Source organism: Burkholderia sp. RF4-BP95 (genome assembly GCF_001521985.1).
Taxonomy (GTDB): Bacteria; Pseudomonadota; Gammaproteobacteria; order Burkholderiales; family Burkholderiaceae; genus Burkholderia; species Burkholderia diffusa.
The window spans coordinates 1-25,700 of the sequence record NZ_LOSX01000016.1 but is presented as its reverse complement, the minus strand read 5'-3'; the positions used below and the strand labels follow the sequence as shown (position 1 = coordinate 25,700).

At 64.3% G+C, this 25,700-nt stretch carries 26 protein-coding genes; 18 read left to right on the top strand and 8 right to left on the bottom strand.

The window, feature by feature from the left end; translation table 11 throughout:
- Positions 1 to 69: 69 nt before the first annotated feature.
- The 15 genes from nuoG (at position 70) to WS46_RS03980 (ending at position 14,993) form a co-directional block, all read left to right on the top strand.
- Positions 70 to 2,400: an NADH-quinone oxidoreductase subunit NuoG gene (nuoG, locus tag WS46_RS04050; RefSeq protein ID WP_059533204.1), complete on the top strand. Its 2,331-nt coding sequence runs from the start codon at positions 70 to 72 to the stop codon at positions 2,398 to 2,400.
- Positions 2,401 to 3,468: an NADH-quinone oxidoreductase subunit NuoH gene (gene nuoH / locus WS46_RS04045; RefSeq protein WP_059533202.1), complete on the top strand. Its 1,068-nt coding sequence runs from the start codon at positions 2,401 to 2,403 to the stop codon at positions 3,466 to 3,468.
- 15 nt (positions 3,469 to 3,483) lie between these two features.
- Entirely contained in the window at positions 3,484 to 3,972 is a 489-nt protein-coding gene (gene nuoI, locus WS46_RS04040; RefSeq protein WP_011885529.1) for an NADH-quinone oxidoreductase subunit NuoI, read from the top strand.
- A gap of 114 nt (positions 3,973 to 4,086) precedes the next feature.
- Positions 4,087 to 4,737, top strand: coding sequence for an NADH-quinone oxidoreductase subunit J (locus WS46_RS04035; protein WP_059533200.1), 651 nt, complete (start codon positions 4,087 to 4,089; stop codon positions 4,735 to 4,737).
- Between the two features lie 18 nt (positions 4,738 to 4,755).
- The gene (gene nuoK, locus WS46_RS04030) at positions 4,756 to 5,061 is read left to right on the top strand and encodes an NADH-quinone oxidoreductase subunit NuoK (protein ID WP_004185739.1); all 306 of its coding nucleotides are present in this window, start codon (positions 4,756 to 4,758) and stop codon (positions 5,059 to 5,061) included.
- Between the two features lie 17 nt (positions 5,062 to 5,078).
- A complete protein-coding gene (gene nuoL, locus WS46_RS04025; RefSeq protein ID WP_059533198.1) occupies positions 5,079 to 7,133 on the top strand; it encodes an NADH-quinone oxidoreductase subunit L in 2,055 nt (684 codons plus the stop codon).
- An 18-nt stretch (positions 7,134 to 7,151) separates the two neighbouring features.
- Complete coding sequence (locus tag WS46_RS04020) at positions 7,152 to 8,642, top strand: NADH-quinone oxidoreductase subunit M (RefSeq protein WP_059533196.1); 1,491 nt, start codon at positions 7,152 to 7,154, stop codon at positions 8,640 to 8,642.
- A 36-nt stretch (positions 8,643 to 8,678) separates the two neighbouring features.
- On the top strand, positions 8,679 to 10,133 hold the full coding sequence (nuoN, locus tag WS46_RS04015) for an NADH-quinone oxidoreductase subunit NuoN (RefSeq protein WP_179949126.1): 1,455 nt from the start codon (positions 8,679 to 8,681) through the stop codon (positions 10,131 to 10,133).
- Positions 10,133 to 10,429, top strand: a complete 297-nt coding sequence (locus tag WS46_RS04010; protein ID WP_059533192.1) for a DUF2818 family protein — start codon at positions 10,133 to 10,135, stop codon at positions 10,427 to 10,429. The genes nuoN and WS46_RS04010 overlap by 1 nt, the downstream gene beginning before the upstream one ends.
- 41 nt (positions 10,430 to 10,470) lie before the next feature.
- Positions 10,471 to 11,061 (top strand): NUDIX domain-containing protein, encoded by a 591-nt coding sequence (locus tag WS46_RS04005; protein WP_059533190.1) that lies wholly within the window; start codon positions 10,471 to 10,473, stop codon positions 11,059 to 11,061.
- Positions 11,062 to 11,197: 136 nt separating this feature from the next.
- Positions 11,198 to 11,620, top strand: coding sequence for a DUF1178 family protein (locus WS46_RS04000; RefSeq protein ID WP_059689379.1), 423 nt, complete (start codon positions 11,198 to 11,200; stop codon positions 11,618 to 11,620).
- Positions 11,621 to 11,674: 54 nt separating this feature from the next.
- Positions 11,675 to 12,871 (top strand): acyl-CoA dehydrogenase family protein, encoded by a 1,197-nt coding sequence (locus WS46_RS03995; protein WP_059689378.1) that lies wholly within the window; start codon positions 11,675 to 11,677, stop codon positions 12,869 to 12,871.
- A 19-nt stretch (positions 12,872 to 12,890) separates the two neighbouring features.
- Entirely contained in the window at positions 12,891 to 14,024 is a 1,134-nt protein-coding gene (locus WS46_RS03990) for an acyl-CoA dehydrogenase family protein (protein ID WP_059689377.1), read from the top strand.
- Between the two features lie 34 nt (positions 14,025 to 14,058).
- Positions 14,059 to 14,520 carry a MaoC family dehydratase gene (locus tag WS46_RS03985; protein ID WP_059533186.1) on the top strand — a complete coding sequence of 154 codons (462 nt, stop codon included), beginning with the start codon at positions 14,059 to 14,061 and terminating at the stop codon, positions 14,518 to 14,520.
- Positions 14,517 to 14,993, top strand: a complete 477-nt coding sequence (locus tag WS46_RS03980) for a MaoC family dehydratase (protein WP_059689376.1) — start codon at positions 14,517 to 14,519, stop codon at positions 14,991 to 14,993. The genes WS46_RS03985 and WS46_RS03980 overlap by 4 nt, the downstream gene beginning before the upstream one ends.
- 51 nt (positions 14,994 to 15,044) lie before the next feature.
- Here WS46_RS03980 and WS46_RS03975 read toward each other — a convergent pair whose 3' ends face one another.
- Together WS46_RS03975 and WS46_RS03970 are read right to left on the bottom strand one after the other, a co-directional pair.
- Positions 15,045 to 15,737 carry a glutathione binding-like protein gene (locus tag WS46_RS03975; protein ID WP_059689443.1) on the bottom strand — a complete coding sequence of 231 codons (693 nt, stop codon included), beginning with the start codon at positions 15,735 to 15,737 and terminating at the stop codon, positions 15,045 to 15,047.
- Between the two features lie 150 nt (positions 15,738 to 15,887).
- Positions 15,888 to 16,679, bottom strand: coding sequence for an oxepin-CoA hydrolase, alternative type (locus tag WS46_RS03970; protein ID WP_059689375.1), 792 nt, complete (start codon positions 16,677 to 16,679; stop codon positions 15,888 to 15,890).
- 210 nt (positions 16,680 to 16,889) lie between these two features.
- Here WS46_RS03970 and WS46_RS03965 point away from each other — a divergent pair, with 210 nt between their 5' ends.
- The gene (locus tag WS46_RS03965) at positions 16,890 to 17,546 is read left to right on the top strand and encodes a glutathione S-transferase (protein WP_059689374.1); all 657 of its coding nucleotides are present in this window, start codon (positions 16,890 to 16,892) and stop codon (positions 17,544 to 17,546) included.
- Between the two features lie 49 nt (positions 17,547 to 17,595).
- On the opposite strand, the gene WS46_RS03960 is transcribed toward WS46_RS03965, so the two are convergent.
- Complete coding sequence (locus WS46_RS03960; RefSeq protein WP_059689373.1) at positions 17,596 to 18,768, bottom strand: pyridoxal phosphate-dependent aminotransferase; 1,173 nt, start codon at positions 18,766 to 18,768, stop codon at positions 17,596 to 17,598.
- Positions 18,769 to 18,801: 33 nt separating this feature from the next.
- Positions 18,802 to 19,299: a putative toxin-antitoxin system toxin component, PIN family gene (locus tag WS46_RS03955; protein WP_059689372.1), complete on the bottom strand. Its 498-nt coding sequence runs from the start codon at positions 19,297 to 19,299 to the stop codon at positions 18,802 to 18,804.
- Positions 19,300 to 19,356: 57 nt separating this feature from the next.
- Between WS46_RS03955 and yaaA the strand changes: the two genes are divergently transcribed.
- Both yaaA and WS46_RS03945 read left to right on the top strand, forming a co-directional pair.
- A complete protein-coding gene (yaaA, locus tag WS46_RS03950; RefSeq protein ID WP_059689371.1) occupies positions 19,357 to 20,139 on the top strand; it encodes a peroxide stress protein YaaA in 783 nt (260 codons plus the stop codon).
- Positions 20,140 to 20,227: 88 nt separating this feature from the next.
- A complete protein-coding gene (locus WS46_RS03945; protein ID WP_059689370.1) occupies positions 20,228 to 21,382 on the top strand; it encodes a M14-type cytosolic carboxypeptidase in 1,155 nt (384 codons plus the stop codon).
- 82 nt (positions 21,383 to 21,464) lie between these two features.
- Here WS46_RS03945 and WS46_RS03940 read toward each other — a convergent pair whose 3' ends face one another.
- The 4 genes from WS46_RS03940 to WS46_RS03925 form a co-directional block, all read right to left on the bottom strand.
- Positions 21,465 to 22,118 (bottom strand): BspC domain-containing protein, encoded by a 654-nt coding sequence (locus tag WS46_RS03940; RefSeq protein WP_059689369.1) that lies wholly within the window; start codon positions 22,116 to 22,118, stop codon positions 21,465 to 21,467.
- A 135-nt stretch (positions 22,119 to 22,253) separates the two neighbouring features.
- Positions 22,254 to 22,928, bottom strand: coding sequence for an energy-coupling factor ABC transporter permease (locus WS46_RS03935; protein ID WP_059533167.1), 675 nt, complete (start codon positions 22,926 to 22,928; stop codon positions 22,254 to 22,256).
- Positions 22,929 to 23,003: 75 nt separating this feature from the next.
- Complete coding sequence (locus tag WS46_RS03930; RefSeq protein WP_059689368.1) at positions 23,004 to 23,840, bottom strand: response regulator transcription factor; 837 nt, start codon at positions 23,838 to 23,840, stop codon at positions 23,004 to 23,006.
- Between the two features lie 209 nt (positions 23,841 to 24,049).
- Positions 24,050 to 25,267: a DUF2863 family protein gene (locus tag WS46_RS03925; protein ID WP_059689367.1), complete on the bottom strand. Its 1,218-nt coding sequence runs from the start codon at positions 25,265 to 25,267 to the stop codon at positions 24,050 to 24,052.
- Positions 25,268 to 25,700: the final 433 nt, after the last annotated feature.

The window sequence follows — 25,700 nt, the reverse complement described above, 5'->3', positions numbered from 1 at the left end:
GCGGAATTTGAGCGCACGGTCGGGCGAAGGCGCGAACGGGCGGAAATAGGTTAAGGACCATTCACCATCATGGTTGAACTTGAAATAGACGGCAAGAAGGTCGAGGTGCCCGAAGGCAGCATGGTGATCCAGGCTGCGCACAAGGCGGATACGTACATTCCTCACTTCTGCTATCACAAGAAACTGTCGGTCGCGGCCAACTGCCGGATGTGTCTCGTCGAAGTCGAGAAGATGCCGAAGGCCGTGCCTGCCTGCGCGACGCCCGTGTCGGCCGGCATGATCGTGCGCACGCAGTCCGACAAGGCCGTGAAGGCGCAGCAGTCGGTGATGGAATTCCTCCTCATCAACCACCCGCTCGACTGCCCGATCTGCGATCAGGGCGGCGAATGCCAGCTGCAGGATCTGGCGGTCGGCTACGGCAAGTCGTCGTCGCGCTACTCGGAAGAAAAGCGCGTGGTGTTCCACAAGAACGTGGGCCCGCTGATCTCGATGGAAGAAATGTCGCGCTGCATCCACTGCACGCGCTGCGTCCGCTTCGGCCAGGAAATCGCCGGCGTGATGGAGCTCGGCATGCTGGGCCGCGGCGAGCACTCGGAAATCACGACGTTCGTCGGCAAGACGGTCGACTCCGAACTGTCGGGCAACATGATCGACCTGTGCCCGGTCGGCGCGCTGACCAGCAAGCCGTTCCGCTACAGCGCCCGTACGTGGGAACTGTCGCGCCGCAAGTCGGTGAGCCCGCACGATTCGGTCGGCGCGAACCTCGTCGTGCAGGTGAAGAACAACCGCGTGATGCGCGTGCTGCCGTTCGAGAACGAAGCGATCAACGAATGCTGGATCTCGGACAAGGATCGTTTCTCGTACGAAGGCCTGAACAGTGAAGAGCGCCTGACGAAGCCGATGCTGAAGCAGGGTGGCCAGTGGATCGAGACCGACTGGCAGACCGCGCTCGAATATGTCGCGAAGGGTCTGAAGGGCATCGCCGCGGATCACGGCGCGAACGCGCTGGCGATGCTCGCGAGCGCGCACAGCACCGCTGAAGAGCTGTTCCTCGTGAAGCAGCTCGCCAGCGAACTGAAAACGCCGAACGTCGACTTCCGTCTGCGTCAGCAAGATTTCTCGGCGCCGGTCCAGGGCGCACCGTGGCTCGGCATGCCGATCGCCGATCTGTCGAGCGTGGATGCCGCGTTCGTCGTCGGTTCGTTCCTGCGCCGCGACCACCCGCTGTTCGCCGCGCGCCTGCGCCAGGCCGCGAAGAACGGCGCGAAGCTGCACTTCCTGCACGCGACCGCCGACGACTCGCTGATCCCGACCGCGAAGCGCATCGTCGCCGCGCCGTCGGCATGGCTCGACGAGCTGGCCGGCATCGCCGCCGCCGTCGCGCAACTGCGCGGCGTCGCGCTGCCGGACGCGCTGGCAGGCGTCACCGCATCGCCGGCAGCACAAGCAGTCGCCCAGTCGCTCGCGAACGGCGAGCGCCGCGCGGTGCTGCTCGGCAATGCGGCTGTCCGTCACCCGCAATTCGCGAAGCTGCACGCCGTCGCACAGTGGATCGCCGACAACACGGGCGCCACGTTCGGTTTCCTGACGGAAGCGGCGAACACGGTCGGCGCGCACGTCGTCGGCGCACTGCCGGGCGAAGGCGGCCTGAACGCACGCGAAGCGTTCGCGCAGCCGCGCAAGGGCTACGTGCTGCTGAACGTCGAACCGGAATTCGACACGGCCGATCCGGCGCAGGCACTTGCCGCGCTGAACCAGGCCGAAATGGTCGTCGTGATGTCGCCGTTCAAGCACGGCCTCGATTACGCCGACGTGCTGCTGCCGATCGCGCCGTTCACGGAAACGGCAGGCACGTACGTGAACGCGGAAGGCTCGGTGCAGAGCTTCAACGGCGTCGTGCGTCCGCTCGGCGATACGCGTCCGGCGTGGAAGGTGCTGCGCGTGCTCGGCAGCCTGCTCGGCCTGCCGAACTTCGAATACGAAACGGCGGAAGAAGTGCGTCTCGCGGCGCTCGGCGACGCAGGCGTCGCGAAGCGTCTGTCGAACCAGGCGTCGGTCGCGCCGGCACGCGTCGCGGCAGCTGCCGCGAACGGCGGCTTCGAGCGCCTCGCCGACGTGCCGATCTATCATGCCGACGCACTCGTGCGCCGCGCCGGTGCGCTGCACCTGACGGCCGCCGCGAAGATGGCGAACGCCGCAGCCCTGCCGGCCGCGCTGTTCGACAAGCTGGGCTTGAAGGAAGGCGACGCGGTGCGCGTGCGCCAGGGCGAGCGTGCGGTGCAGTTGCCGGCCGTGCGCGACGCGAATCTTGCGGAGACGGTCGTTCGCGTGTCGGCGGCGACGCCTGCCGGCGCAGCGCTCGGCAGCCTGTCCGGTGAACTGGTGGTGGAGAAGGCGTAAATGAGCTTGTTCGATACGATCAACGCGGGCGGAGCCCAGCTTCTCGGCGTCGCGTGGCCGACGGTGTGGGCCGTCGTGCGCATCCTCGTCGTCGCCGTCGTGATCCTGCTGTGCGTCGCGTACCTGATTCTGTGGGAACGCAAGCTGATCGGCTGGATGCACGTGCGTCTCGGCCCGAACCGCGTCGGCCCCGGCGGCCTGCTGCAGCCGATCGCCGACGTGCTGAAGCTGCTGCTGAAGGAAGTGATTCAGCCGAGCGCCGCCAGCCGTTGGCTGTACCTGATCGCGCCGGTCATGACCGTCGTGCCGGCGTTTGCCGTGTGGGCGGTGATCCCGTTCCAGGCCGAGGCCGTGCTCGCGAACGTGAACGCGGGCCTGCTGTATGCGATGGCGATCTCGTCGATCGGCGTGTACGCGGTGATTCTCGCCGGCTGGGCGTCGAACTCGAAGTATGCATTCCTCGGTGCGATGCGCGCCGCGGCGCAGATGGTTTCGTACGAAATCTCGATGGGCTTCGCGCTGGTGCTCGTGCTGATGACGGCCGGCAGCCTGAACCTGTCGGAAATCGTCGGCTCGCAACAGCACGGCTTCTTCGCCGGCCACGGCGTGAACTTCCTGTCGTGGAACTGGCTGCCGCTGCTGCCGGCGTTCGTCGTCTACTTCGTGTCCGGCATCGCCGAAACGAACCGTCACCCGTTCGACGTGGTGGAAGGGGAGTCGGAGATCGTCGCGGGTCACATGATCGATTACTCGGGCATGGCGTTCGCGCTGTTCTTCCTCGCCGAGTACATCAACATGATCGTGATCTCGGCGCTGGCCGCGACGCTGTTCCTCGGCGGCTGGGACGCACCGTTCGAATTCCTGTCGTTCATTCCGGGCATCTTCTGGCTGGTGCTGAAGGTATTCGCGCTGCTGTCGGTGTTCATCTGGGTGCGCGCGACGTTCCCGCGCTACCGTTACGACCAGATCATGCGTCTGGGCTGGAAGGTGTTCCTGCCCGTCACGGTGATCTGGGTGGTCGTGGTCGGCTTCTGGATGATGTCGCCGCTCAACATCTGGGTGAAGTAAAGATCGGACGAAATCATGACGGCAATCCAACACTTCTTTAAGACCTTCTTCCTGACGGAACTGCTGAAGGGGCTCGCGCTGACCGGTCGTTACACGTTCCGGCGCAAGTTCACCGTGCAGTTCCCGGAAGAGAAGACCCCGATTTCGCCGCGTTTCCGCGGGCTGCATGCGCTGCGCCGCTATGAAAACGGCGAAGAGCGCTGCATCGCGTGCAAGCTCTGCGAGGCCGTGTGCCCCGCGATGGCGATCACGATCGAGTCGGAAACGCGCGCGGACAACACGCGCCGCACGACGCGCTACGACATCGACCTGACGAAGTGCATCTTCTGTGGTTTCTGCGAGGAAAGCTGCCCGGTCGATTCGATCGTCGAGACGCAGATCCTCGAGTATCACGGCGAAAAGCGCGGCGACCTGTATTTCACGAAGGAAATGCTGCTCGCGGTGGGCGATCGCTACGAGAAGGACATCGCTGCGGCGAAGGCCGCCGACGCGCCGTATCGTTGATTGTGTTTGCAGTGCCGGCCCGGCATGAACGGGCCGAGCCGCCGCGACGGGTGCGGCACGCGAGAGTGTCCCGCAAGCCGCGCCTGACTATGGCCTAACGATGAACCGGTAATCATGGAATTCACGACCGTACTGTTCTACATCTTCGCGCTGCTCCTGGTGGTATCAGGGCTGAAGGTGATCACTTCGCGCAACCCGGTGGCGTCTGCGCTTTTCCTTGTGCTGGCGTTCTTCAACGCCGCCGCGATCTGGATGCTGCTGGAAGCGGAGTTCCTCGCGATCCTGCTGGTGCTGGTGTACGTGGGCGCCGTGATGGTGCTGTTCCTGTTCGTCGTGATGATGCTGGACATCAACATCGATTACCTGCGCCGCGACTTCAAGCGCTTCGTACCGATGGCGACCGTCGTCGGCGCGATCATCGTGGTCGAGACCGCGCTGATCCTGTGGCGCGGCTACGGCGACACGCACACGGTGCACGCAATGGCGACGGGCGCGATGGCCGACTGGTCGAACACGCGCCTGATCGGCAAGGTGATCTACACCGACTACATCTTCGCGTTTGAAATCGCCGGCCTGGTGCTGCTGGTCGCGATCATCGCCGCGATCGGGCTGACCGAGCGCAAGGGCAAGGACAGCAAGCGCCAGCGCGTGTCGGATCAGGTCAAGGTGCGCCGCAATGACCGCGTGCGCCTCGTGAAGATGGAAGCGGACAAGCCGCAGCCGGAAACGGCGCAGAGCGAAGCCGGTACGAGCACCAACGGCTAAGCGGAGGAAAAGAAAACCATGCTGACTCTTGCTCATTACCTCGTGCTCGGCGCGATCCTCTTTGCGATCGCGATCGTCGGGATCTTCCTGAACCGCCGCAACATCATCATCATCCTGATGGCGATCGAACTGATGCTGCTGGCGGTGAACACCAACTTCGTCGCGTTTTCGCACTACCTCGGCGACGTGCACGGCCAGATCTTCGTGTTCTTCGTGCTGACCGTCGCCGCAGCGGAAGCCGCGATCGGTCTCGCGATTCTGGTGACCCTGTTCCGTAAGCTCGACACGATCAATGTCGAGGATCTCGATCAGCTCAAAGGTTAATTTCAGGCAACGCTGTTATGTCAACGACACTCAATGAAAACCTGCTGCTGGCGATTCCGCTCGCTCCGCTGGCCGGCTCGCTGATTGCGGGGCTGTTCGGGAACGCAGTGGGGCGCAAGGGCGCACACCGGATCACGATCCTCGGCGTATTGATCGCGTTCCTCCTGTCGGCGAAAGTCTTCCTCGACGTGATGGGCGGCGCGAGCTTCAACGCGACCGTCTACGAATGGATGAACGTCGGCTCGCTGAAACTCGAAGTCGGCTTCCTCGTCGATTCGCTGACCGCGATGATGATGGTCGTCGTGACCTTCGTCTCGCTGATGGTGCACGTGTACACGATCGGCTACATGTCGGAAGAAGACGGCTACCAGCGCTTCTTCTCGTACATCTCGCTGTTCACGTTCTCGATGCTGATGCTCGTGATGAGCAACAACTTCCTGCAGCTGTTCTTCGGCTGGGAAGCGGTGGGTCTGGTGTCGTACCTGCTGATCGGCTTCTACTTCACGCGTGAGAGCGCGATCTACGCGAACATGAAGGCGTTCCTCGTGAACCGCGTGGGCGACTTCGGCTTCCTGTTGGGCATCGGCCTGCTGCTGGCGTTCGCGGGTTCGATGAACTACGGCGAAGTGTTCGCGAAGCGCGCCGAGCTCGCAAGCCTGCACTTCCCGGGCACCGACTGGGGCCTGCTGACCGTCGCCTGTATCTGCCTGTTCATCGGCGCGATGGGTAAATCGGCGCAGTTCCCGCTGCACGTGTGGCTGCCCGACTCGATGGAAGGCCCGACCCCGATCTCCGCGCTGATTCACGCGGCGACGATGGTGACGGCCGGCATCTTCATGGTGTCGCGCATGTCGCCGCTGTTCGAACTGTCGGATACCGCGCTGTCGTTCATCACGGTGATCGGTGCGATCACGGCACTGTTCATGGGCTTCCTCGGGATCGTCCAGAACGACATCAAGCGTGTCGTCGCGTACTCGACGCTGTCGCAGCTCGGCTACATGACCGTCGCGCTCGGCGTGTCCGCTTACCCGGTCGCCGTGTTCCACCTGATGACGCACGCGTTCTTCAAGGCGCTGCTGTTCCTCGGCGCCGGTTCGGTGATCATGGGCATGCACCACGACCAGGACATGCGCAACATGGGCGGCCTGCGCAAGTACATGCCGATCACGTGGATCACGTCGCTCGTCGGTTCGCTGGCGCTGATCGGTACGCCGTTCTTCTCGGGCTTCTACTCGAAGGACTCGATCATCGACGCGGTGAAGCTGTCGCATCTGCCGGGTTCGGGCTTCGCGTACTTCGCGGTCGTCGCGAGCGTGTTCGTCACGGCGCTGTACTCGTTCCGCATGTACTTCCTGGTGTTCCACGGCGAAGAGCGTTTCCGCAAGCCGAAGCATCCGGAATCGCCGATGGGCATGGCGGCCGCGCACGGCCACGACGATCACGGCCATGGCCACGGTCATGACGACCACGCGCACGAGCCGCACGAGACCCCGTGGGTCGTGTGGGTGCCGCTGGTCCTGCTGGCAATTCCGTCGGTGATCATCGGTGCGATCGCGATCGGCCCGATGCTGTTCGGCGACTTCTTCCAGCACGGCGTCGCGTTCGACAAGGTGATCTTCATCGGCGAAAACCATCCGGCACTGGCCGAGATGGCCGAAGAGTTCCACGGCTGGGTGGGCATGGGTCTGCACTCGGTGTCGGGCCTGCCGGTGTGGCTGGCGCTCGCCGGTGTCGTCGTTGCGTGGTTCCTGTACCTGAAGCGTCCGGAGCTGCCGGCGTCGATCCGCCGCGCGTTCGGTCCGATCTACACGCTGCTGGACAACAAGTACTACATGGACAAGATCAACGAAGTGGTGTTCGCCCGTGGTTCGGTGGCGATCGGCCGCGGCCTGTGGAAGGAAGGCGACGTCGTCGTGATCGACGGTCTCGTCAACGGCAGCGCGCGGTTCATCGGCTGGTTCGCCGGCGTGATCCGCTTCCTCCAATCCGGTTACATCTATCACTACGCGTTCGCCATGATCATCGGCATGCTGGGGCTCCTGACCCTGTTTGTAACGCTCGGCGGCAAATAAGGCGGGGGGACAACACTAATGCACGCTTTTCCGATTCTCAGTACCGCGATCTGGCTGCCGATCGTTTTCGGCCTCCTCGTGCTCGCGGTGGGTAACGACAAAAATCCGGGGACGGCCCGCTGGGTCGCGCTGATCGGTTCGCTGCTCGGTCTCGCGGTCACGATTCCGCTGATCACGGGCTTCGACTCGAGCACGGCTGCGCTGCAGTTCGTCGAGCAGTCGACCTGGATCGAACGCTTCGACATCTCGTACCACCTCGGCGTCGATGGCATCTCGATGTGGTTCGTCGTGCTGACCGCGCTGATCACGGTGATCGTCGTGATCGCCGCGTGGGAGGTGATCACCGAGAACGTCGCGCAGTACCTCGCGGCCTTCCTGATCCTGTCCGGGATCATGATCGGCGTGTTCTCGGCGGCCGACGGCCTGCTGTTCTACGTGTTCTTCGAGGCGACCCTGATCCCGATGTACATCATCATTGGTGTGTGGGGCGGCCCGAACCGCGTGTACGCGGCGTTCAAGTTCTTCCTGTACACGCTGGCCGGCTCGCTGCTGATGCTGGTCGCGCTGATCTACCTGTACACGCAGACGCATTCGTTCGACCTCGCGACGTGGCAGAACGCCAAGATCGCGATGACGCCGCAGATCCTGCTGTTCATTGCATTCTTCCTCGCGTTCGCGGTGAAGGTGCCGATGTGGCCGGTGCACACCTGGCTGCCGGATGCGCACGTGGAAGCGCCGACGGGCGGCTCGGTCGTGCTGGCGGCGATCATGCTGAAGCTCGGTGCGTACGGTTTCCTGCGTTTCTCGCTGCCGATCACGCCTGACGCAAGCCATTTCCTGGCACCGGTCGTGATCACGCTGTCGCTGATCGCGGTGATCTACATCGGCCTCGTCGCGATGGTGCAGGCCGACATGAAGAAGCTGGTCGCGTATTCGTCGATCGCGCACATGGGCTTCGTCACGCTCGGCTTCTTCATCTTCAACCAGCTCGGCGTCGAAGGCGCGATCGTCCAGATGATCTCGCACGGCTTCGTGTCGGGCGCGATGTTCCTGTGCATCGGCGTGCTGTACGACCGCGTGCACTCGCGTCAGATCGCCGATTACGGCGGCGTCGTGAACGTGATGCCGAAGTTCGCGGCATTCGCGATGCTGTTCTCGATGGCCAACTGCGGCCTGCCGGGCACCTCGGGTTTCGTCGGCGAGTTCATGGTGATTCTCGCGGCTGTCCAGTACAACTTCTGGATCGCATTCGGCGCGGCATTCACGCTGATCCTCGGCGCCGCCTACACGCTGTGGATGTACAAGCGCGTGTACTTCGGCGCGGTCGCGAACGATCACGTTGCCAAGCTGAAGGATATCGGCCGTCGCGAATTCGTGATGCTGGCCGTGCTCGCCGCGTTCACGCTGCTGATGGGTCTGTATCCGAAGCCTTTCACCGACGTGATGCACGTTTCCGTGGAAAACCTCCTCTCCCACGTCGCGCAGTCGAAGCTGCCGCTGGCCCAGTAATCGCGAGCGGAGGAAATCAAGATCATGAACGCACCTATGAATGTCCTGTTGCCTGACGCGCTGGTGATGGTCGCCATCGTCGTCGCATGGCTGAACGACACCTTTACCGGTGCCGCTGGCCGCCGCCTGACCTATCTGATCGCGGTGGTTTCGTCGGTCGTCGCCGGCGTGTGGTTTGCGGTGCAGGCGCTGGACCCGCAGCAGTATTACTTCTTCTCGCGGATGGTCGTCGTCGACTCGTTCGCGAGCATGATGAAGGCCGTCGTGTCGCTCGGCTTCGCGGTCTCGCTCGTCTATTCGCGCAAGTACCTCGAAGACCGTGACATGTTCCGCGGCGACGTGTTCCTGCTGGGCATGTTCTCGCTGCTCGGTCAGCTGGTGATGGTGTCGGGCAACAACTTCCTGACGCTGTACCTCGGCCTCGAACTGATGTCGCTGTCGCTGTACGCCGTCATCGCGCTGCGCCGCGATGCCGCGCAGTCGAGCGAAGCCGCGATGAAGTACTACGTGCTGGGCGCGCTCGCGTCGGGCTTCGTGCTGTACGGCATTTCGATGCTCTACGGCGCGACCGGCTCGCTCGAGCTGGGCGAGGTGTACAAGGCGGTCGGCGGCAACACCGACGCGGCCGTGCTGATGTTCGGCGTGGTCTTCATCGTCGCCGGTATCGCGTTCAAGCTCGGCGCCGTGCCGTTCCACATGTGGGTGCCGGACGTCTACCAGGGCGCACCGACCGCGATGACGCTGTTCGTCGGCGGTGGCCCGAAGGTTGCCGCGTTCGCGTGGGGCCTGCGTTTCCTGGTGATGGGCCTGCTGCCGCTCGCACAGAACTGGCAGACCGCGCTCGTGATCCTCGCGGCGCTGTCGCTGATCGTCGGTAACATCACCGGTATTGTCCAGCGCAACATCAAGCGGATGCTCGCGTACTCGGCGATTTCGAACATGGGCTTCGTGCTGCTCGGCCTGCTCGCCGGCATCGTGAAGGGCGACGCGACCGCACCGGCGAACGCGTACAGCTCCGCGATGTTCTACGCGATCGTCTATCTGATCACGACGCTCGGCTCGTTCGGCGTGGTGATGCTGCTCGCACGCCGCGATTTCGAAGCGGAAACGATCGACGACTTCAAGGGCCTCAACAAGCGCAGCCCGGTGTTCGCGTTCGTGATGATGGTCATGATGTTCTCGCTGGCCGGTATCCCGCCGACCGTCGGCTTCTACGCGAAGCTCGCGGTGCTCGAGGCGACCGTCAACGCGGGTCTCACGTGGCTGGCCGTGCTGGCTGTGATCACGTCGCTGTTCGGCGCGTTCTACTATCTGCGCATCGTCAAGCTGATGTACTTCGATGCACCGCACGACGCGACCCCGGTTACCGGCGATTTCTGCAAGCGCACGATCCTCGTGCTAAACGGTATTGCAGTGGTGGTGCTCGGCCTGATCCCGAGCCCGCTGCTGACGGCCTGCCTGCAGGCGATCCGTCACACGCTGCCGCTGTAATGTCGGCAGCTGGCTGGTTCATCGTGCTGTTGGCGCTCGTATGCGCCAACGTGCCGTTCCTGAACCAACGCCTCTTCGCCGTCGTCCCGATCGGTGCGACGAAGAAGAACGCGTGGGTTCGGATCGGCGAGCTGATCGTGCTGTATTTCGTCGTCGGTGCGCTCGGCTTCTGGCTCGAGTCGCGCGCCGGCAACCGCTTCGAACAGGGCTGGCAGTTCTACGCGATCACGTTCAGTCTCTTCGTTGTGTTCGCGTTTCCCGGCTTCACGTTCCAGTATCTCGTCAAACGACGCTGACGGCTTCGGCCGTCGCGTGCTCATTCCTCCGGAGCCCGCCGATGGCCGAACTACCCAATCACGACGCCGCACTGACCGAAACCTGCCTCGAGAGCGAGGCGATTTTCGACGGCTCGTTCCTCAAGCTGAAGCGCGATACCGTTCGTTTGCCCGACGGCAAGCAGGCCACGCGCGAATACGTCCAGCACCCCGGCGCGGTGATGGTGATCCCGCTGTTCGACGACGGCCGCGTGCTGATGGAAAGCCAGTATCGCTATCCGATCGGCAAGGTCATGGCCGAATTCCCCGCCGGCAAGCTTGATCCGAACGAGGGCGCGCTTGCCTGCGCGGTGCGCGAACTGCGCGAGGAAACCGGCTACACGGCACGCGAATATGTGTTCCTGGCCCGGATTCACCCGATCATTTCCTATTCGACCGAATTCATCGACCTGTATCTCGCGCGCGGCCTGACGGCGGGCGAGCGCAAGCTCGACGAAGGCGAATTCCTCGAAACCTTCACGGCGACGCTGCCCGACCTGCAGGAGTGGGTGCGCACCGGCCAGATCACCGACGTGAAGACGATCATCGGCACGATGTGGCTCGACAAGGTCCTGTCCGGCGCCTGGCCGCTCGGCCCGGTCGAGAAGCCCTGACGGCGCGTCAGCGGCGGGTGGGGCGCCGCGTTACAATCCTGTGACGCGGCCGCTGTCCGGCCGCGCGATCCTGGTTTAGCACGATCGTTCACAAAAGCGCGTTTTGCGCTACACTCGCCACACGCCCTGATTCAGCATGAAGGTCCTCGATTTACAGTGCCCGCACGGTCATCGGTTCGAAGGCTGGTTCGCTTCCGCCGATGAGTTCGAAGCGCAGTTGTCCCGCAAGCTGGTCGAATGTCCAGTGTGCGGGACGACCGAGATCAACCGGATGCCGTCGGCGCCGCGCCTGAACCTGTCGGGCACGACGCAGGCACAGCCGACCGATCCGCGCGCGCTGCAGGCGCAGGTGATGCGCGCGCTGCGCGAGGTGCTGGAGAAGACCGAGAACGTGGGCGAGCGCTTCGCCGAGGAAGCGCGGCGCATTCATTACAACGAGGCGCCGGCGCGCAGCATTCGTGGCGTCACGACGCCGGAGGATGCGCAATCCTTGGTCGAAGAAGGCATCGACGTGATGCCGCTGCCGATTCCTGCCGCGCTGAAAGAACCGCTGCAATGACGTACGCAGTGTGTCCTTGCCGGGCCGGACGGCCGCGGTCAGGAGACACTGCGCATGGATCTGGATTATTCCCCCGCCGACGACGCGTTCCGCGTCGACGTTCGCGCCTGGCTCGAGGCCAACCTGCCTCATGCACTGCGCGCCAAGGTACTCGATCACAAACGACTCGACCGCGAGGATTTCGCGGGCTGGCACCGGATTCTCGGCCAGCGCGGCTGGTCCGCGCCCGCATGGCCGGCCGAATACGGCGGTCCGGACTGGAACGCGACGCAGCGCCACATCTGGGATGAGGAGTGCGCACGCATCGGCGCGCCGACCGTGCTGCCGTTCGGCGTATCGATGGTCGCGCCGGTGCTGATGAAATACGGCAGCGAAGCGCAGAAGCGCCACTATCTGCCGCGCATCCTGGACGGCACCGACTGGTGGTGCCAGGGTTATTCGGAGCCGGGCTCCGGGTCGGATCTCGCATCGCTGCGCACGCGTGCCGAACGTCACGGCGACCACTACGTCGTCAACGGCCAGAAGACATGGACGACGCTGGGCCAGTACGCGGATATGATGTTTTGTCTCGTGCGCACCGATCCGGCGGCGAAGAAGCAGGAGGGCATCTCGTTCCTGCTGATCGACATGAAGACGCCCGGCATCACGGTGCGCCCGATCATCACGCTCGATGAGGATCACGAAGTCAACGAGGTGTTCTTCGAGGACGTGAAGGTGCCCGTCGAGAATCTCGTCGGCGATGAAAACCGCGGCTGGACTTACGCGAAATACCTGTTGGGCCACGAGCGCACCGGCATCGCACGCGTCGGCGCGTCGAAGCGCGAACTCGCATTCCTGAAACGCGTGGCGTCGAACCAGCGCAAGAACGGCAAGCCGCTGCTCGCCGATCCGGTGTTTGCCGCGAAGGTCGCGGCGCTCGAAGTCGAACTGATGGCGCTCGAGGTGACGGTGCTGCGTGTCGTGAGCCGCGAGACGAGCGGCAAGGGGCCGGGCCCCGAGGCATCGATGTTGAAGATCAAGGGCACCGAGGTGCAGCAGGCGCTTACCGAGCTGATGTTCGAGGCGATTGGCCCGCTCGCCGCGCCGTTCGACGTCCCGTTCCTCGAGGGCGAACGCGAACACAGCAGCGCGGGCGACGACGATGCCGCGCCGCTCGCCGCCTACTACTTCAATTACCGGAAGACGTCGATCTACGGCGGTTCGAACGAGATTCAGAAGAACATCATCGCGCAGATGATCCTGGGGCTGTGATCAGGGAACGGAGACAACCATGGATTTCAGCTTTACCGATGAGCAGCAACAGTTTGCCGACGCGCTGCGCCGTTATCTCGGCGAGCAATACGGTTTCGACGCGCGCCAGGCCATCGTGCGAAGCGATGCCGGCGTGTCGGACGCGCAATGGAGCGCATTCGCGGAGCTGGGCCTGACCGCGCTGCCCGTGCCGGATGCACAGGGCGGCTTCGGCGGCGGCCCGGTCGACATGCTGGTCGCGATGCAGGAACTCGGCCGTGCACTCGTGGTCGAGCCGTACTGGGCGACGGCGGTCGGCGTCGAGGCGCTGCGCGTCGCCGGGTCCGGCACGGGCGACGATGCCGCGCTGCTGGAAGCGGTCGCGCAAGGGCAGAAGCGCCTGGCCGTTGCATTCCACGAACCACGGGCGCGCTACGACCTGTACGAACTCGATACGCACGCGCGCGATCACGGCGGCACGTATCGGCTGACCGGCACCAAATCGGTCGTTCAGCACGGCGCCCAGGCGCATGCGTGGATCGTGCCCGCGCGTGTCGATGGCGGCAGCATCGGCCTGTTCGTCGTCGAGCGCGATGCCGCGGGGGCGAAGTTCGTCGACTACCGGACGATCGACGGCCAGCGCGCCGCGACGATCGAGCTGCATGACACCCCCGCGCGGCAGCTGACGGGCGGCGCACGCGATGCGGCCGCACTCGAGCAGGTTGCCGACTACGCGACCTTCCTGCTCTGCGCGGAAGCGGTCGGCGCACTCGACGAGCTGAACCGCGCGACGGTCGAATACACGAAGACGCGCGAACAGTTCGGCGTACCGATTGCACGTTTCCAGGCACTGCAGCACCGCATGGTCGACATGCTGATTCACGCGGAGCAGGCGCGCTCGCTGACTTACCTGGCCGCGGTGCGTTACGCGGGCGGCGATGCCGATGCGCGTCGCAAGGCGGTGTCGGCCGCGAAGGCGCGGGTCGGCGCGGCCGCACGCTTCGTCGGCCAGCAGGCGGTGCAACTGCACGGCGGCATGGGCGTGACCAATGAGGTTGCCGCCGCACACCTGTTCAAGCGGCTGTCGATCATCGAGACGACACTCGGCGACACCGATCATCATCTTGCGCGCATCGCGGCCCTGCCGGATTTCGCGCAGACCGACGCGGCATGACGGCGACGCGCGAGCGCGCCATAGGAGATAGACAGTGGGTATCAGCTACGAAGATCTGGAAGTCGGCAGTACGACCGAAATCGGCCGCTATACGTTCGAATCGGACGACATCAAGGCGTTCGCGCAACGCTACGATCCGCAACCGTTCCACCTCGACGAGGAGGCTGGCAAGGCATCGCCGTTCGGCGGACTCGTTGCGAGCGGCTGGCATACGTGTTCGGTGTTCATGAGCCTGCTCATCAAGAAGCTGGGACCGGATTCGACCAGCATGGGCTCGCCCGGCATCGACTCGATCCGCTGGCTCAAGCCCGTGCGTGCCGGCGACACGATCACGATGTACCAGAAGGTCCACGACAAGCGCGTGTCGGAGAGCAAGCCCGATCGCGGCATCGTGTCGACGGAGTGGATCGGCGTCAACGGCGCCGGCGACACGGTGATCACCGTGCATACCAAGGTGATCTTCGGACTGCGTCATCCGCAAGGAGCGGGCGCATGACGGACGTGACATTGCCGCTGATCGCGTCTGCGCAAGCGCTGCACGAGCGCGTCGGCGCGGAGCCGCTCGCGAGCGGCTGGGTCGAGATCGATCAGCGTCGCGTCGATGGTTTTGCCGACGCCACCGGCGATCACCAATGGATTCACGTCGATCCCGAGCGGGCGAGGCGCGAGTCGCCGTTCGGCGGCCCGATCGCGCACGGATTCCTGACGCTGTCGCTGATTCCCGCGCTGATGACCGATGCGATGTGCTTCGAGCAGAAGATGGGCGTGAACTACGGACTGAATCGCGTGCGGTTCCTGAAGCCGGTGCCGGTCGGCGCACGCGTGCGCGCGCTGTTCGCGGTGAAGGAAGCCGCGGAGGCCGCGCGGGGCGGTGTGCAGGTGACGTGGTCGGTGTCGATGCAGGTCGAGCGTCCGGACGTGCCGTTGCTCGTTTGCGCGGCGGAATTCATTACGCTGCACTACTTCTGATGCGCGCGGCGGCATCGACGGATGCCGCCGCGTCGCACGGCGCGTGGTTCGTCAGTGCTTTGCGTATTGCGTCGCGCCGAACAGCATTTCGCGTGCCTTGTCGTCCTGCAGCGGTTTGCGCAGCGATGCGAGGACTTCGACGCCGCGCTGCACGGCCGGACGCGCGGCAATCGTTTCGTGCCAGCGCTTCACGTTCGGCAGTTCGTCGAGCACGATGCCCTGGTTCTGCCATGAGCGCGTCCACGGGAACGTCGCGATGTCCGCGATCGTGTACGTGTCGCCGGCGAGATATTCGGATTCGCCGAGACGCTTTTCCATCACGTTGTACAGGCGCTTCGCTTCGTTCGTATAGCGATTGATCGCATAGTCGATCTTCTCCGGCGCGTACAGCCGGAAGTGGTGCGCCTGCCCGAGCATCGGGCCGACGCCGCCCATCTGGAACATCAGCCATTCGAGCGTCGCGTAGCGCTCGGCCGGCTCGGTCGGCAGAAACTTGCCGGTCTTTTCCGCCAGGTACACGAGGATCGCGCCCGATTCGAACAGCGAGATCGGCTTGCCGCGGGGGCCGTCCGCGTCGACGATCGCAGGGATCTTGTTGTTCGGGCTGATCTTCAGGAATTCGGGCTTGAACTGATCGCCCGCGCCGATATCGACCGGATGCGCACGATACGCGAGGCCCGTTTCCTCGAGCATGATGTGTATCTTGTGGCCGTTCGGGGTCGCCCAGCTGTAGACGTCGATCATCGTCAACTCCTTTATGGCATGCGCGAAAACGGCGCCGGCGGGGCGCCGCAACAGGCGGTCATTAGAGCATGGATCGATGCGGGCTGCAGGCGACGGAAACGTGCGGCCGCGCGCCTGCGCGTGCGTGTCGTCGCAGCGACGGCGTGCGGATCAGCGCTTGTAGCGCGGCTGGCGTTTCTCGAGGAACGCGGTAATGCCTTCGAATGCATCCGCATGATGCAACGATGCGACGAAGTGATCGCGCTCGGTGCCCAGATGCGCATCGAGCGGCTGTGCGGTCGCATCGTCGAGCAGCGACTTGATGCGCGTGAGCGCGTTCGGCGAGATGCCGGCAAGCGAGTCGGCCCATGCGAGCGCGTCGGACAGCGCGGCACCGGGCACGGCGAGCCGATTGACGACGCCGAGCGCATGCAGGCGGTCGGCCACGACGGGCTTGCCCTCGAACAGGATTTCGGCGGCGAGCGCACGCGGCAGTGCGCGCGTGAGGAACCACGAGCCGCCGCCGTCGGGCGTGAGGCCGACGCGTGCGTACGACATCACGAACTTCGCGTCGTGCGCGGCAACGATCAGGTCGCATGCGAGCGCGAGCGAAAAGCCCGCGCCGGCCGCCGCGCCTTCGACTGCCGCGATCACGGGCTTGCTCGTTGCGCGGATCGCCGTGATCCACGCGGCGAGCTGATCGATGCTGTCGGCCTGGTAGGACGGATCCTTCGAGCGGTTGTCGAGCAGCCGGTTCAGGTTGCCGCCCGCGCAAAAGAAACGATCGGCACCCGTGAGCACGACAGCGCGAATGGCGGGGTCGCGCTCGGCGGTGGCGAGCACCTCGACGCCGGCCGCATACATGTCGGGATGCAGCGCGTTGCGTGCGCCGGGATTGGACAGCGTGAGGACGAGCGTCGATTCGCTCTCGGGTGGACGCGAGGCCAGCAGTTCAGCACTCATGCGAAGGTGTCTCCATCGGATGGCGAGGCTGCGGCGCCGCATGTTGCGCGGGCGCATACGCATACCCGTGAGGGCGCTGTCGCAGCGGATGTATTGTTGTCATGACGGACGCGAAACTGCTTTAGACTAGCACGAACGTGCTTTTCAGCGCGACGTATCCCGATGCCGCCGGCATCGCCGCGGCGCGCTTCAGCAACGAAGGAGACTCCGATGCTACAGCTGTGCGGTATTCCGTTGTCCAACTATTACAACAAGGTGAAGTTCGTCCTGCTCGAACATGACATCCCGTTCGAGGAATCGGCATGCAGTCTGCCGATCAGCGATCCGGCACTGCTCGCCGATTCGCCGCTCGGCAAGATTCCGTTCTTGAAGACGGAAGAGGGCGCGCTGTTCGAATCGCAGGTGATCATCGAGTATCTGGCGGCGCGTTATCCCGACAAGGCCATTTTTCCGGTCGCACCGTTCGCGGCCGCGAAGGTGCGCGAACTCGTCGAGACGCTCGAACTGTATCTCGAATGGACCGCGCGCGAGGTCTATACGGAAGCGTTTTTCGGCGGCAAGGTCAGCGACGGGATGAAGGCGCACGTCGAGAAGCGCCTGCCGCGCGCGATCGATGCATTCAAGCGGATGACGCAGTTTTCGCCCTACGTGCTCGGCGACACGTTCACGCTGGCGGACATTGCCGCGGCGATCCATCTGCCGGTGATCGGAATGGCGACGAAGGCCATCTTCGGCCGCGATTTCCTGCTCGACGCCGGCATCGACTGGAAGGCGCACGCGAAGCTGGTCGGTGAGCGGCCGGTCGCGCAGCGCGTGGCGGCCGATCGCAAGGCCTATGTCGAGGCGACGAGCGCCGCGCGTTCGTGAGCGCGGCGCGGGCGCGGTGTCGTACCGTGCCCGGCCGCCCATGCAGGACTTACAGGCGTGCGAGCCGTTCGAGTGAGGATGCGAGCGTGCTTTCCTGTTTCGCGAAGCAGAAGCGCACGACGCCCGATTCGTGCGGCTCGTGATAGAACGCCGACACGGGAATCGCCGCCACGCCGATCTCCGACGTGAGCCACTTCGAGAATTCCGCTTCGGACAGGTCGCTGATCGCCGAATAGTCGACGCACTGGAAGTACGTGCCGGGGCACGGCAGCAGCTTGAAGCGCGTGCGCTCGAGGCCGGCGCGGAAGAAGTCGCGCTTCTTCTGGTAAAAGTCGGGCAGCGTCAGGTACGGTGCCGGATCGCGCAGGTAGTCGGCAAGCCCGATCTGCATCGGCGTGTTCACCGTGAACACGTTGAATTGATGGACCTTGCGGAACTCCGCGGTCAGCGCGGCGGGCGCCGCGACATAGCCGACCTTCCAGCCCGTCACATGGTAGGTCTTCCCGAAGCTCGACACGATGAAGCTGCGCGCGGCCAGTTCCGGGTAGCGCGCGACGCTTTCATGCCGCGCACCGTCGTAGACCATGTGTTCGTACACTTCATCCGACAGGATCAGCACGTTGGTGCCGCGCACGATCTCCTCTAGCTTGCGCATGTCGGCCTCGCGCCACACGGTGCCGGTCGGGTTGTGCGGCGTGTTGATCATGATCATCCGCGTTTTCGGCGTGATCGCGGCGGCCAGGCGATCGAACGGGATCGCATAGTCGGGCGCTTCCAGCGTGACGAACACGGGCTTGCCGCCGGCTAGCTCGATCGACGGCAGATAGCTGTCGTAGGTCGGTTCGACGACGATCACCTCGTCACCCGGATGGACCGCGCACAGGATCGCCGTCAGCAGGGCCTGCGTCGCGCCGGCCGTGACCGTGATCTCGGTGGCCGGATCGTAGCGCCGGCCGTAGACCTGCGCGATCTTGTCGGCGATCGCGTCGCGCAACGGCGCGACGCCGGCCATCGGCGGATACTGGTTGTGACCGTTGCGCATCGCGGCCGCGACCGCGTCGACGATGCGCGGGTCGCAGTCGAAATCCGGGAAGCCCTGGCCGAGGTTCACGGCGCCTTTCTCGGCGGCGAGCGCGCTCATGACCGTGAAGATCGTCGTGCCGACGTTCGGCAGGCGCGAGGGGAAAACGGGAGTCGTAGGCATGTCGGAAGGAGCGTTCATCGATACGGTCGCAAGCGGGTGGCGCCAGGCCCGTCAGGCCGGCGTGGGAGTGGTGGCCAATGCGGCATCGAGCGCGCAGGCTTCGGTGAACGGCGCGGGCTGCGCGATCCGGAAGCCGAAGTCGCGCGCGGTGCGCTTCGCGAGCTTGAGCAGCGCACGGTCCTTCGACACGAGCCAGTCGGCCTGCGCGGCGCGCGCGAGCTCGAGAAATTTCTGGTCGTCGCGGTCCTTGCACTTCGGCAGGGGCGGCGCGTCGGCGTCGACGGGCGGCGGCTCGACGAGGCTCGTCAGGCGGGCGACCGTCGCGAGCGCTTCGGCCTTGTCGATCGCGCGCGCCTGAAACTGCGGATAGTCGAGCACGAGCTCGAGTTCGTTCAGGCAGCGGCCGTCGATTACGGCGGCCAGCGTGCCGCGTTCGAGCGCCGCCCGGATCGGGCGTGTGGCAGGGTCGTCGAATACGAGTATGTCGATCCAGACGTTCGAGTCGAGCACGACGCGATGTGCGGCATGCGGGGCGAGAGAGCGGGTCATTCGTTACAATCGGTGGTTTTCGTCTGACCGCAAGGCACGGCGTGCCAGCGAGCCTCTATGATAATCGTTCTCTCCCCAGCCAAATCCCTCGACTACGATACGCCCGCCCACGTCCCGTCTTACACGAAGCCTGCATTCGTCGACGATGCGTCGGAACTGATCGACGGCCTGCGCAAGTTGTCGCCGCAGGACATCTCGACGCTGATGGATATCTCCGACCCGCTCGCGCGGCTGAACTTCCAGCGCTATGCGGACTGGTCGCCGACCTTCACGACGGCCAACGCGAAGCAGGCGGTGCTCGCCTTCAACGGCGACGTGTACGAAGGGTTCGATGCCAAATCGCTGTCGGCCGCCGATCTCGACTATGCGCAGCAGCACGTGCGCGTGCTGTCGGGCCTGTACGGGCTGCTGCGACCGCTCGACCTGCTGCAGCCGTACCGGCTCGAGATGGGTACCCGTTTCGCGAACGCGCGCGGCAAGGATCTGTATGCGTTCTGGGGCGACCGGATCACGCGGGCGCTGAACGAGCAGCTCGAGACGCGTAGCGGCGCGGCGCGCGTGCTGGTCAACTGCGCGTCGACCGAGTACTTCAAGTCGGTCAAGCCGAAACTGCTGGCCGCGCCGATCGTCACGCCGGTGTTCGAGGACTGGAAGGGTGGCCGCTACAAGATCATCAGCTTCCATGCGAAGCGCGCCCGTGGCCTGATGGCGCGCTACATCGTCGAGAACCGCATCGCCGAACCGGCGGCGCTGAAGGATTTCGCGGTGGAAGACTACGCGTTCGACGCCGCTGCGTCGAACGATTCGACTTACGTATATCGCCGGCGAATCGGCGAGTGACCAAGCCGGCCGTTCACGAGACGGCCGGCGCATGCATGAGGCCGGACGCGCGGCAAACCGCCGGTTCCGGTCGACACTGGAGAGATAGATGACCCTTTCGATCACCAGCAATTTCGACGCGGGTGCCATCGACGTCGTGTCGTGCGACAGCCCCGACGCGATCCGGCTGCGCGTACGCGGCGACAACCGCTCGGAATTCGCCCAATGGTTCTACTTCCGTTTGACGGGCGCACGCGGTGAGCGGTGCGTGATGTCGTTCGAGAATGCGGCCGAATGCGCGTATCCGTCAGGATGGCGTAACTACAGTGCGGTCGCGAGCTACGACCGGGTCGACTGGTTCCGCGTGCCGACGACGTTCGACGGCAAGACGATGACCATCGACCACACGCCCGAGTTCGACAGCATCTACTACGCGTATTTCGAGCCGTACTCGGAAGAGCGGCATGCCGCGTTCCTCGGCGCGGTCCAGCAATTGCCGCAGGCGAGCGTCGTCGAGCTCGGCCGAACGGTTGAAGGCCGTCCGATGTCGCTGCTGACGCTCGGTACGCCGGAGGTCGACGGCGCACCGAAGAAGAAGGTGTGGATCATCGCACGCCAGCATCCGGGCGAGACGATGGCCGAGTGGTTCGTCGAAGGGCTCGTCAAGCGGCTGGCCGGGTGGGGCGACTGGGCGGGCGATGCGGTGGCGCGCAAGCTGTACGACCGCGCGACGTTCTACATCGTCCCGAACATGAATCCGGACGGCAGCGTGCACGGCAACCTGCGCACCAACGCGGCGGGCGCGAACCTGAACCGCGAGTGGATGGCGCCCGATGCCGAGCGCAGCCCCGAAGTGCTGGCCGTGCGCGATGCGATTCATTCGATCGGCTGCGACATGTTCTTCGACATTCATGGTGACGAGGATCTGCCGTACGTGTTCGTCGCGGGTTCGGAAATGCTGCCGAGCTTCACGGAGCAGCAGGGCAAGGAGCAAACCGCATTCATCGATGCGTTCAAGGTCGCGAGCCCGGATTTCCAGACCGAGCACGGTTATGCGGCGAGCAAGTACAAGGAAGACGCGCTCAAGCTTGCGTCGAAGTACATCGGTCATCAGTTCGGCTGCTTGTCACTGACGCTCGAGATGCCGTTCAAGGACAATGCGAACCTTCCGGACGAGCGGGTCGGCTGGAACGGCGAGCGGAGCGCCGCGCTTGGCGCGGCGATGCTGGCGGCAATCCTGGTGCACGTCGAGACGTTCGCGTAAACGTACCGTCGTCGATATGAAAAAGCCGGCGCATCGTGCGATGCGCCGGCTTTTTTGCTTTTGTCGTTGCCGCTCTGTCGAATCAGGACTTCTTCGCGGTTTTCTTCTTCACGGCTTTCTTCTGGCCGCTTGATTTCTGCGTTGCGACGGCTTTCTTGCCGGTGCGGCCGGATGCCTTGGCTTTGACCTTGCCGCGGTGCGACTTGCCCTTGAACTTCTTCGTCGACGACGACGGGCGTTCGACAAGCGGCTTCAGTGGCGGCACCGGATCGTTCCAGCTGAACGCCAGCATTTGCTGGCCGACATAGCCACAGCGGAATTTCAGCGGTGTCGGGTCGCTGCCGTCGCTGTGGACGCCGAGGCCGTCCACGGTGACGATGTTGTCGACCTTCACGCGCTGCTTGCCCTGATCGAACGAATCGTTCCACGGCGTAATTGTCGCGTTGCCGCTTTCGAACGCGTTCGGTGCGAAGTCGACGCGGTCGAAGGCCGTCGATGTGCTGGCGATGAAGCTGCCGTGCGCCGCACAATCGGCGACGATCGGATCGGCATGCATCTCGTTGACGAATTTGTTGATCAGTTCGGAGCGCTGGTCGAGGAGGTCGGCGAATACCGGTGCCGGAAGCGCAAGCGACAGGCCCGCGACACAGGCTGCCAGCTTGCCGAACGCCCGGAAGATCCGGAGCGAGGCAGGTGAGCTGTCCATCTGGTTATTGGTGAGGAGCGAATGAGACATCGGGCACGTATAGATGTCCGATGAAGATCAGGAGTTCAATCTTAGCGTAAAAAAGTTGTGCGGCAGTAGATGTCGCACTCTCCCGCGCTGCGGAAGCGGATCGTCACGCGCGCCGATCGTACCGGACCGGCACGTTCAGGCGCGCGGACCGCCGAGGCGATAGCGCCGAACGTCGAACGTCGTGACCCACGCCGGACGATAGACGGCGATGAGCGCGGTGGCCATGCCGGTGAACCACGCTTCGCCGAGCGCGAGGAGCGCAGTGTTCAGCAGATAGCCTGCGGGAATGACGACGGGCACGCCGTCCGCGAGAGCGAGCTGGACTCCGGCTGCGGCCGCTGCGACTGCGACGATCGCGATGGCCGGTGACAGGAATCCCTGACCGGTGATGAACGACGCGAGATTGTGCGGGAGCCACGCGATCGCGGCGCGTTGCAGCAACGCGGACACGGCGACCGGTAGCGCACCGTAGATCAGATAGGTCACGCCGATGCCTTGCCACGGCGCATCGAAGACGATAGCGGCGACGGCTGTGACGGCGCCCATCGCGATCAGCGCAAGCGTCCAGTCGAACAGCGTGACGAGCAGCGTCGCGCCGAGCAGGTGCATGACGATGCCGTCCTCGAGCCATGCATTCGAGGCCCAGAGCACCGTGATCGCGGTGACGAGCGCGAGCCACACGTGCTGGAGCGTTGCGTCCTGGAGACGGACGAAGGGACGATTCCAGAGCGCGAGCGCGAGCAATGCCACGGCGGCGATCCAGCCACCGATGCCAACCCAGAGCGGAAGCGGTGTGAAAAGAAAACCCATGCGTCCATATTACTCGTTGAGCATCGAAGGTGGGAATCCGCACATGTCGACCGTCGCAATATCGATACTGTCCGATCAGCGCTCGCGCCGAAACCGAGCTGGCGGTTCGGCCGCGAGCGGCAGGTCCCGGGTATCGGTGTTCGCGGCGGGCAGCGGGTATGGACGGTCGTTCCGTTGCATGCGCAGCGGAACCCGGCCGCGTTCGCCGATGACGGGCTTGCTTGCACGATCGCGGTTCGCCAGCAACACCTCGAGATGCGGCGACAGCCACCCGTTGTAGATCGCGACTGCGGCGGCGCGGTTTGCCGCGCCCAGCTGCTGGAAGATGCTGGCGAGGTGGATCTTTACGGTGCCTTCGCTGATGCCGAGCGTGCGAGCGATCATCTTGTTGGTGCTGCCCATATGGACGAACCGCATGATCTGCGCCTGTCTGGGCGACAGGAGACCACTTGGCGGGCGGCGCGGCAGCGATCCGGCGAGCGTCTGGAAATGGGCGTCGTGGCGTACCGCGGCAGTGGAGGGCAGCAGGCTGAGTGCGATGGGCGGGATGTAATGGCCGCCCAGCAGAACCATTTCGAGCGCCCGCACGATCAGGTGCGGCCGTGTGGAGTGCGGGATCACACCCGCGACGCCATAGTTGTAGAAGCGCTGGATGGCTTCCGGCGTGGATTCGTCGATCAGTACCGCGACGGGTGTCGGCGAGCAGGCGCTGCAGAGCGCCTGGAGTTCGCAGAGGCGGCCGACGTCCAGCCAGTCGATAACAACGAGGTCGAAGCGCTGAGTGCGCAGCAGCCGGCGCGCCTGGAAGCCATCGGGCGCATCGTTGATGCTGGCGTGACGGTCGATCTGTCGCAGCAGGGCCTTCAGTCCGTCACGCCTTTCGGCGTCTGAGTTCAGCACCAGGAACCGCATATTCAACCTCCGTAAGGTGAGTCATTGAGCTGCCGTTGGCATGCGTTGGGTCCGATAATGACAAAAACCTTACACGAAGTCTGCTTGGCTGAAAGGCTTAGGAGAAATCTGAAATTTCGAATGACGGAAATGCGGACGAGAAAAAAGCCGCTCCGGCTGGAACCGGGAGCGGCTTCGTCGGGCAGGCACTGCGGGCCTGCGATGTACGATCAGTGAAAGTGCGGTTGGGCGGGCGAGGCGTCTTCTGGCATTTCCGCGTGGACGATTTCGCCGAGCGGATCCGCATAGAGCGGCACGCCGCAGTCGTCGCAATATTCCGGCTCGAAGCGGCCCGCGTGCCGGCGGACGTCGGTTACGCCGCATTCCTTCAGCAGACTCACTATCTCCTCGAGCGGCCCTTCGATCGGTGCTTCGCCTTCGAGCGTCGCGCTGTCGATCGACACGTCGCCGTTTTCGCGGCCGTAGAGCGGCCACACGACGCCATAGATCACGTCGTTGCTGGCGCGTCGCGTGAAGCCGACGCGATACTCGTCGATCCGTCGCTCGCCGAAGCCTGCGACCACGGCGCGCAGCTCTTGCGGTGCCGTACCAAGTGTGTCGAAAAGATAACGGATTGCCGTTCGGACCGTGTGCGGACGGATGCGCTCGTCCGCATCACGGCAGGCCGAATAGTATGCGTCCGGGAGCAGGCATTCGAACTCGCAGCCGGGGAGGGCAATCGACAGGTTCGGACCGCCCTGCGCGGTCCATTGCTCGAGACACTGGCCGCGTTCGATCCGATTGCCGTGCTCTTCTTCCTGCCAGCGGAACAGCGGTGCGCCGGCCGGCGCGGCGACGACGGCGAGGAGGAAGCGTGGGTCTGCCAGGATCGGCGAGGTTTCGGGCAAGTCGCCGAAGCTGAGCTTGGCGGCGTGCTGGCCGAGCGCCGCGTGCGCGAGCTGCTGGGCGAGCCGGTAAGTCTCGACGTGGTGGCGCGGCAGTTGGTCGATGCTGTACAGGAACGGGGCCAGGCCGACCAGCGTGCCGGTGGCGAGCACGTGCGCTTGCAGGTGCGTGCGCAGTGCGTCGGCGACGTCGCCTTTCAGCGGGCCCGACGGAATCATGTAGCGCGTCCAGGCAAGAACGGGAACGGCGACCAGCAGCGCATCGTACGGCTGGCCGTCGTGCTCGACCACCATCGATTCACTATGCGTCTCGGCCATGTCGGCGAGCGCGCCATAGGCATCAGGGTGGTTCTGCTGCAGATGGTCGAGTGCTGCGTCGAGCGTGGTCTGGTTGCCGTTGCGAACGATCTTGGCGAGTAGCGCATCGAGCTTCGCTTCCCAGAAGCGATCCTCGATGCGGCTGCCCGAGGCGAAGAGCGCAAGCGACAGGCCGACCAGTTTGTCGGCGTCGGGGGGGAGGCGTTTGGCGATTCGCTGGCGCATATTAAATACGTATAGAAAGGGGCGAAGAACCTCACATTCTAGTCCGTTCTTTGCACCATAAGCGGTCTCGTGCTCCGGCATGGCCGGAAGGCAGAATCGGCGAGGATGAAGAAAAATCCACCAAACCCTTGCGCGATCGCCGGGAGCTGCTTAGAATCACGCCTCTTTCGCGCTAACGGAAACGCAGCGCGGAGGAAGAAGGGAAGCGGTGCGGTCGAGGGCGGTGGTAGAGCCCGGGCGCACACGAAGTTGAACCCCAGTCGTCGCAACGAAGTAGTTCAGAAAGTTGTTGACGAGCTGAAAAAGATGGTTCATAATTTCGCTTCTCTGCTGCTGAAAACGCAGCGCTGCTGAGAAACTCCAGGTTTCTCGCAGAAATGCTCTTTAAAAATTAACAGCCGATAAGTGTGGGCGCTTGATGGCCGCGAGCTGA

What these genes read in the sequence shown, in the direction of transcription:
- yaaA (WP_059689371.1), top strand. Translation starts at nt 19,357, where the DNA reads ATGATAATCGTTCTCTCCCCAGCCAAATCCCTCGACTACGATACGCCC.
- WS46_RS03925 (WP_059689367.1), bottom strand. Translation starts at nt 25,267, where the DNA reads ATGCGCCAGCGAATCGCCAAACGCCTCCCCCCCGACGCCGACAAACTG.
- nuoG (WP_059533204.1), top strand. Translation starts at nt 70, where the DNA reads ATGGTTGAACTTGAAATAGACGGCAAGAAGGTCGAGGTGCCCGAAGGC.
- WS46_RS03965 (WP_059689374.1), top strand. Translation starts at nt 16,890, where the DNA reads ATGCTACAGCTGTGCGGTATTCCGTTGTCCAACTATTACAACAAGGTG.
- WS46_RS03970 (WP_059689375.1), bottom strand. Translation starts at nt 16,679, where the DNA reads ATGAGTGCTGAACTGCTGGCCTCGCGTCCACCCGAGAGCGAATCGACG.
- WS46_RS03960 (WP_059689373.1), bottom strand. Translation starts at nt 18,768, where the DNA reads ATGAACGCTCCTTCCGACATGCCTACGACTCCCGTTTTCCCCTCGCGC.
- WS46_RS03930 (WP_059689368.1), bottom strand. Translation starts at nt 23,840, where the DNA reads ATGCGGTTCCTGGTGCTGAACTCAGACGCCGAAAGGCGTGACGGACTG.
- WS46_RS04010 (WP_059533192.1), top strand. Translation starts at nt 10,133, where the DNA reads ATGTCGGCAGCTGGCTGGTTCATCGTGCTGTTGGCGCTCGTATGCGCC.
- WS46_RS04020 (WP_059533196.1), top strand. Translation starts at nt 7,152, where the DNA reads ATGCACGCTTTTCCGATTCTCAGTACCGCGATCTGGCTGCCGATCGTT.
- WS46_RS04035 (WP_059533200.1), top strand. Translation starts at nt 4,087, where the DNA reads ATGGAATTCACGACCGTACTGTTCTACATCTTCGCGCTGCTCCTGGTG.
- WS46_RS03935 (WP_059533167.1), bottom strand. Translation starts at nt 22,928, where the DNA reads ATGGGTTTTCTTTTCACACCGCTTCCGCTCTGGGTTGGCATCGGTGGC.
- WS46_RS03995 (WP_059689378.1), top strand. Translation starts at nt 11,675, where the DNA reads ATGGATCTGGATTATTCCCCCGCCGACGACGCGTTCCGCGTCGACGTT.
- WS46_RS04000 (WP_059689379.1), top strand. Translation starts at nt 11,198, where the DNA reads ATGAAGGTCCTCGATTTACAGTGCCCGCACGGTCATCGGTTCGAAGGC.
- WS46_RS03940 (WP_059689369.1), bottom strand. Translation starts at nt 22,118, where the DNA reads ATGTCTCATTCGCTCCTCACCAATAACCAGATGGACAGCTCACCTGCC.
- nuoI (WP_011885529.1), top strand. Translation starts at nt 3,484, where the DNA reads ATGACGGCAATCCAACACTTCTTTAAGACCTTCTTCCTGACGGAACTG.
- WS46_RS03975 (WP_059689443.1), bottom strand. Translation starts at nt 15,737, where the DNA reads ATGATCGACGTCTACAGCTGGGCGACCCCGAACGGCCACAAGATACAC.
- WS46_RS03980 (WP_059689376.1), top strand. Translation starts at nt 14,517, where the DNA reads ATGACGGACGTGACATTGCCGCTGATCGCGTCTGCGCAAGCGCTGCAC.
- nuoN (WP_179949126.1), top strand. Translation starts at nt 8,679, where the DNA reads ATGAATGTCCTGTTGCCTGACGCGCTGGTGATGGTCGCCATCGTCGTC.
- WS46_RS03955 (WP_059689372.1), bottom strand. Translation starts at nt 19,299, where the DNA reads ATGACCCGCTCTCTCGCCCCGCATGCCGCACATCGCGTCGTGCTCGAC.
- WS46_RS04005 (WP_059533190.1), top strand. Translation starts at nt 10,471, where the DNA reads ATGGCCGAACTACCCAATCACGACGCCGCACTGACCGAAACCTGCCTC.
- nuoL (WP_059533198.1), top strand. Translation starts at nt 5,079, where the DNA reads ATGTCAACGACACTCAATGAAAACCTGCTGCTGGCGATTCCGCTCGCT.
- WS46_RS03990 (WP_059689377.1), top strand. Translation starts at nt 12,891, where the DNA reads ATGGATTTCAGCTTTACCGATGAGCAGCAACAGTTTGCCGACGCGCTG.
- nuoH (WP_059533202.1), top strand. Translation starts at nt 2,401, where the DNA reads ATGAGCTTGTTCGATACGATCAACGCGGGCGGAGCCCAGCTTCTCGGC.
- nuoK (WP_004185739.1), top strand. Translation starts at nt 4,756, where the DNA reads ATGCTGACTCTTGCTCATTACCTCGTGCTCGGCGCGATCCTCTTTGCG.
- WS46_RS03945 (WP_059689370.1), top strand. Translation starts at nt 20,228, where the DNA reads ATGACCCTTTCGATCACCAGCAATTTCGACGCGGGTGCCATCGACGTC.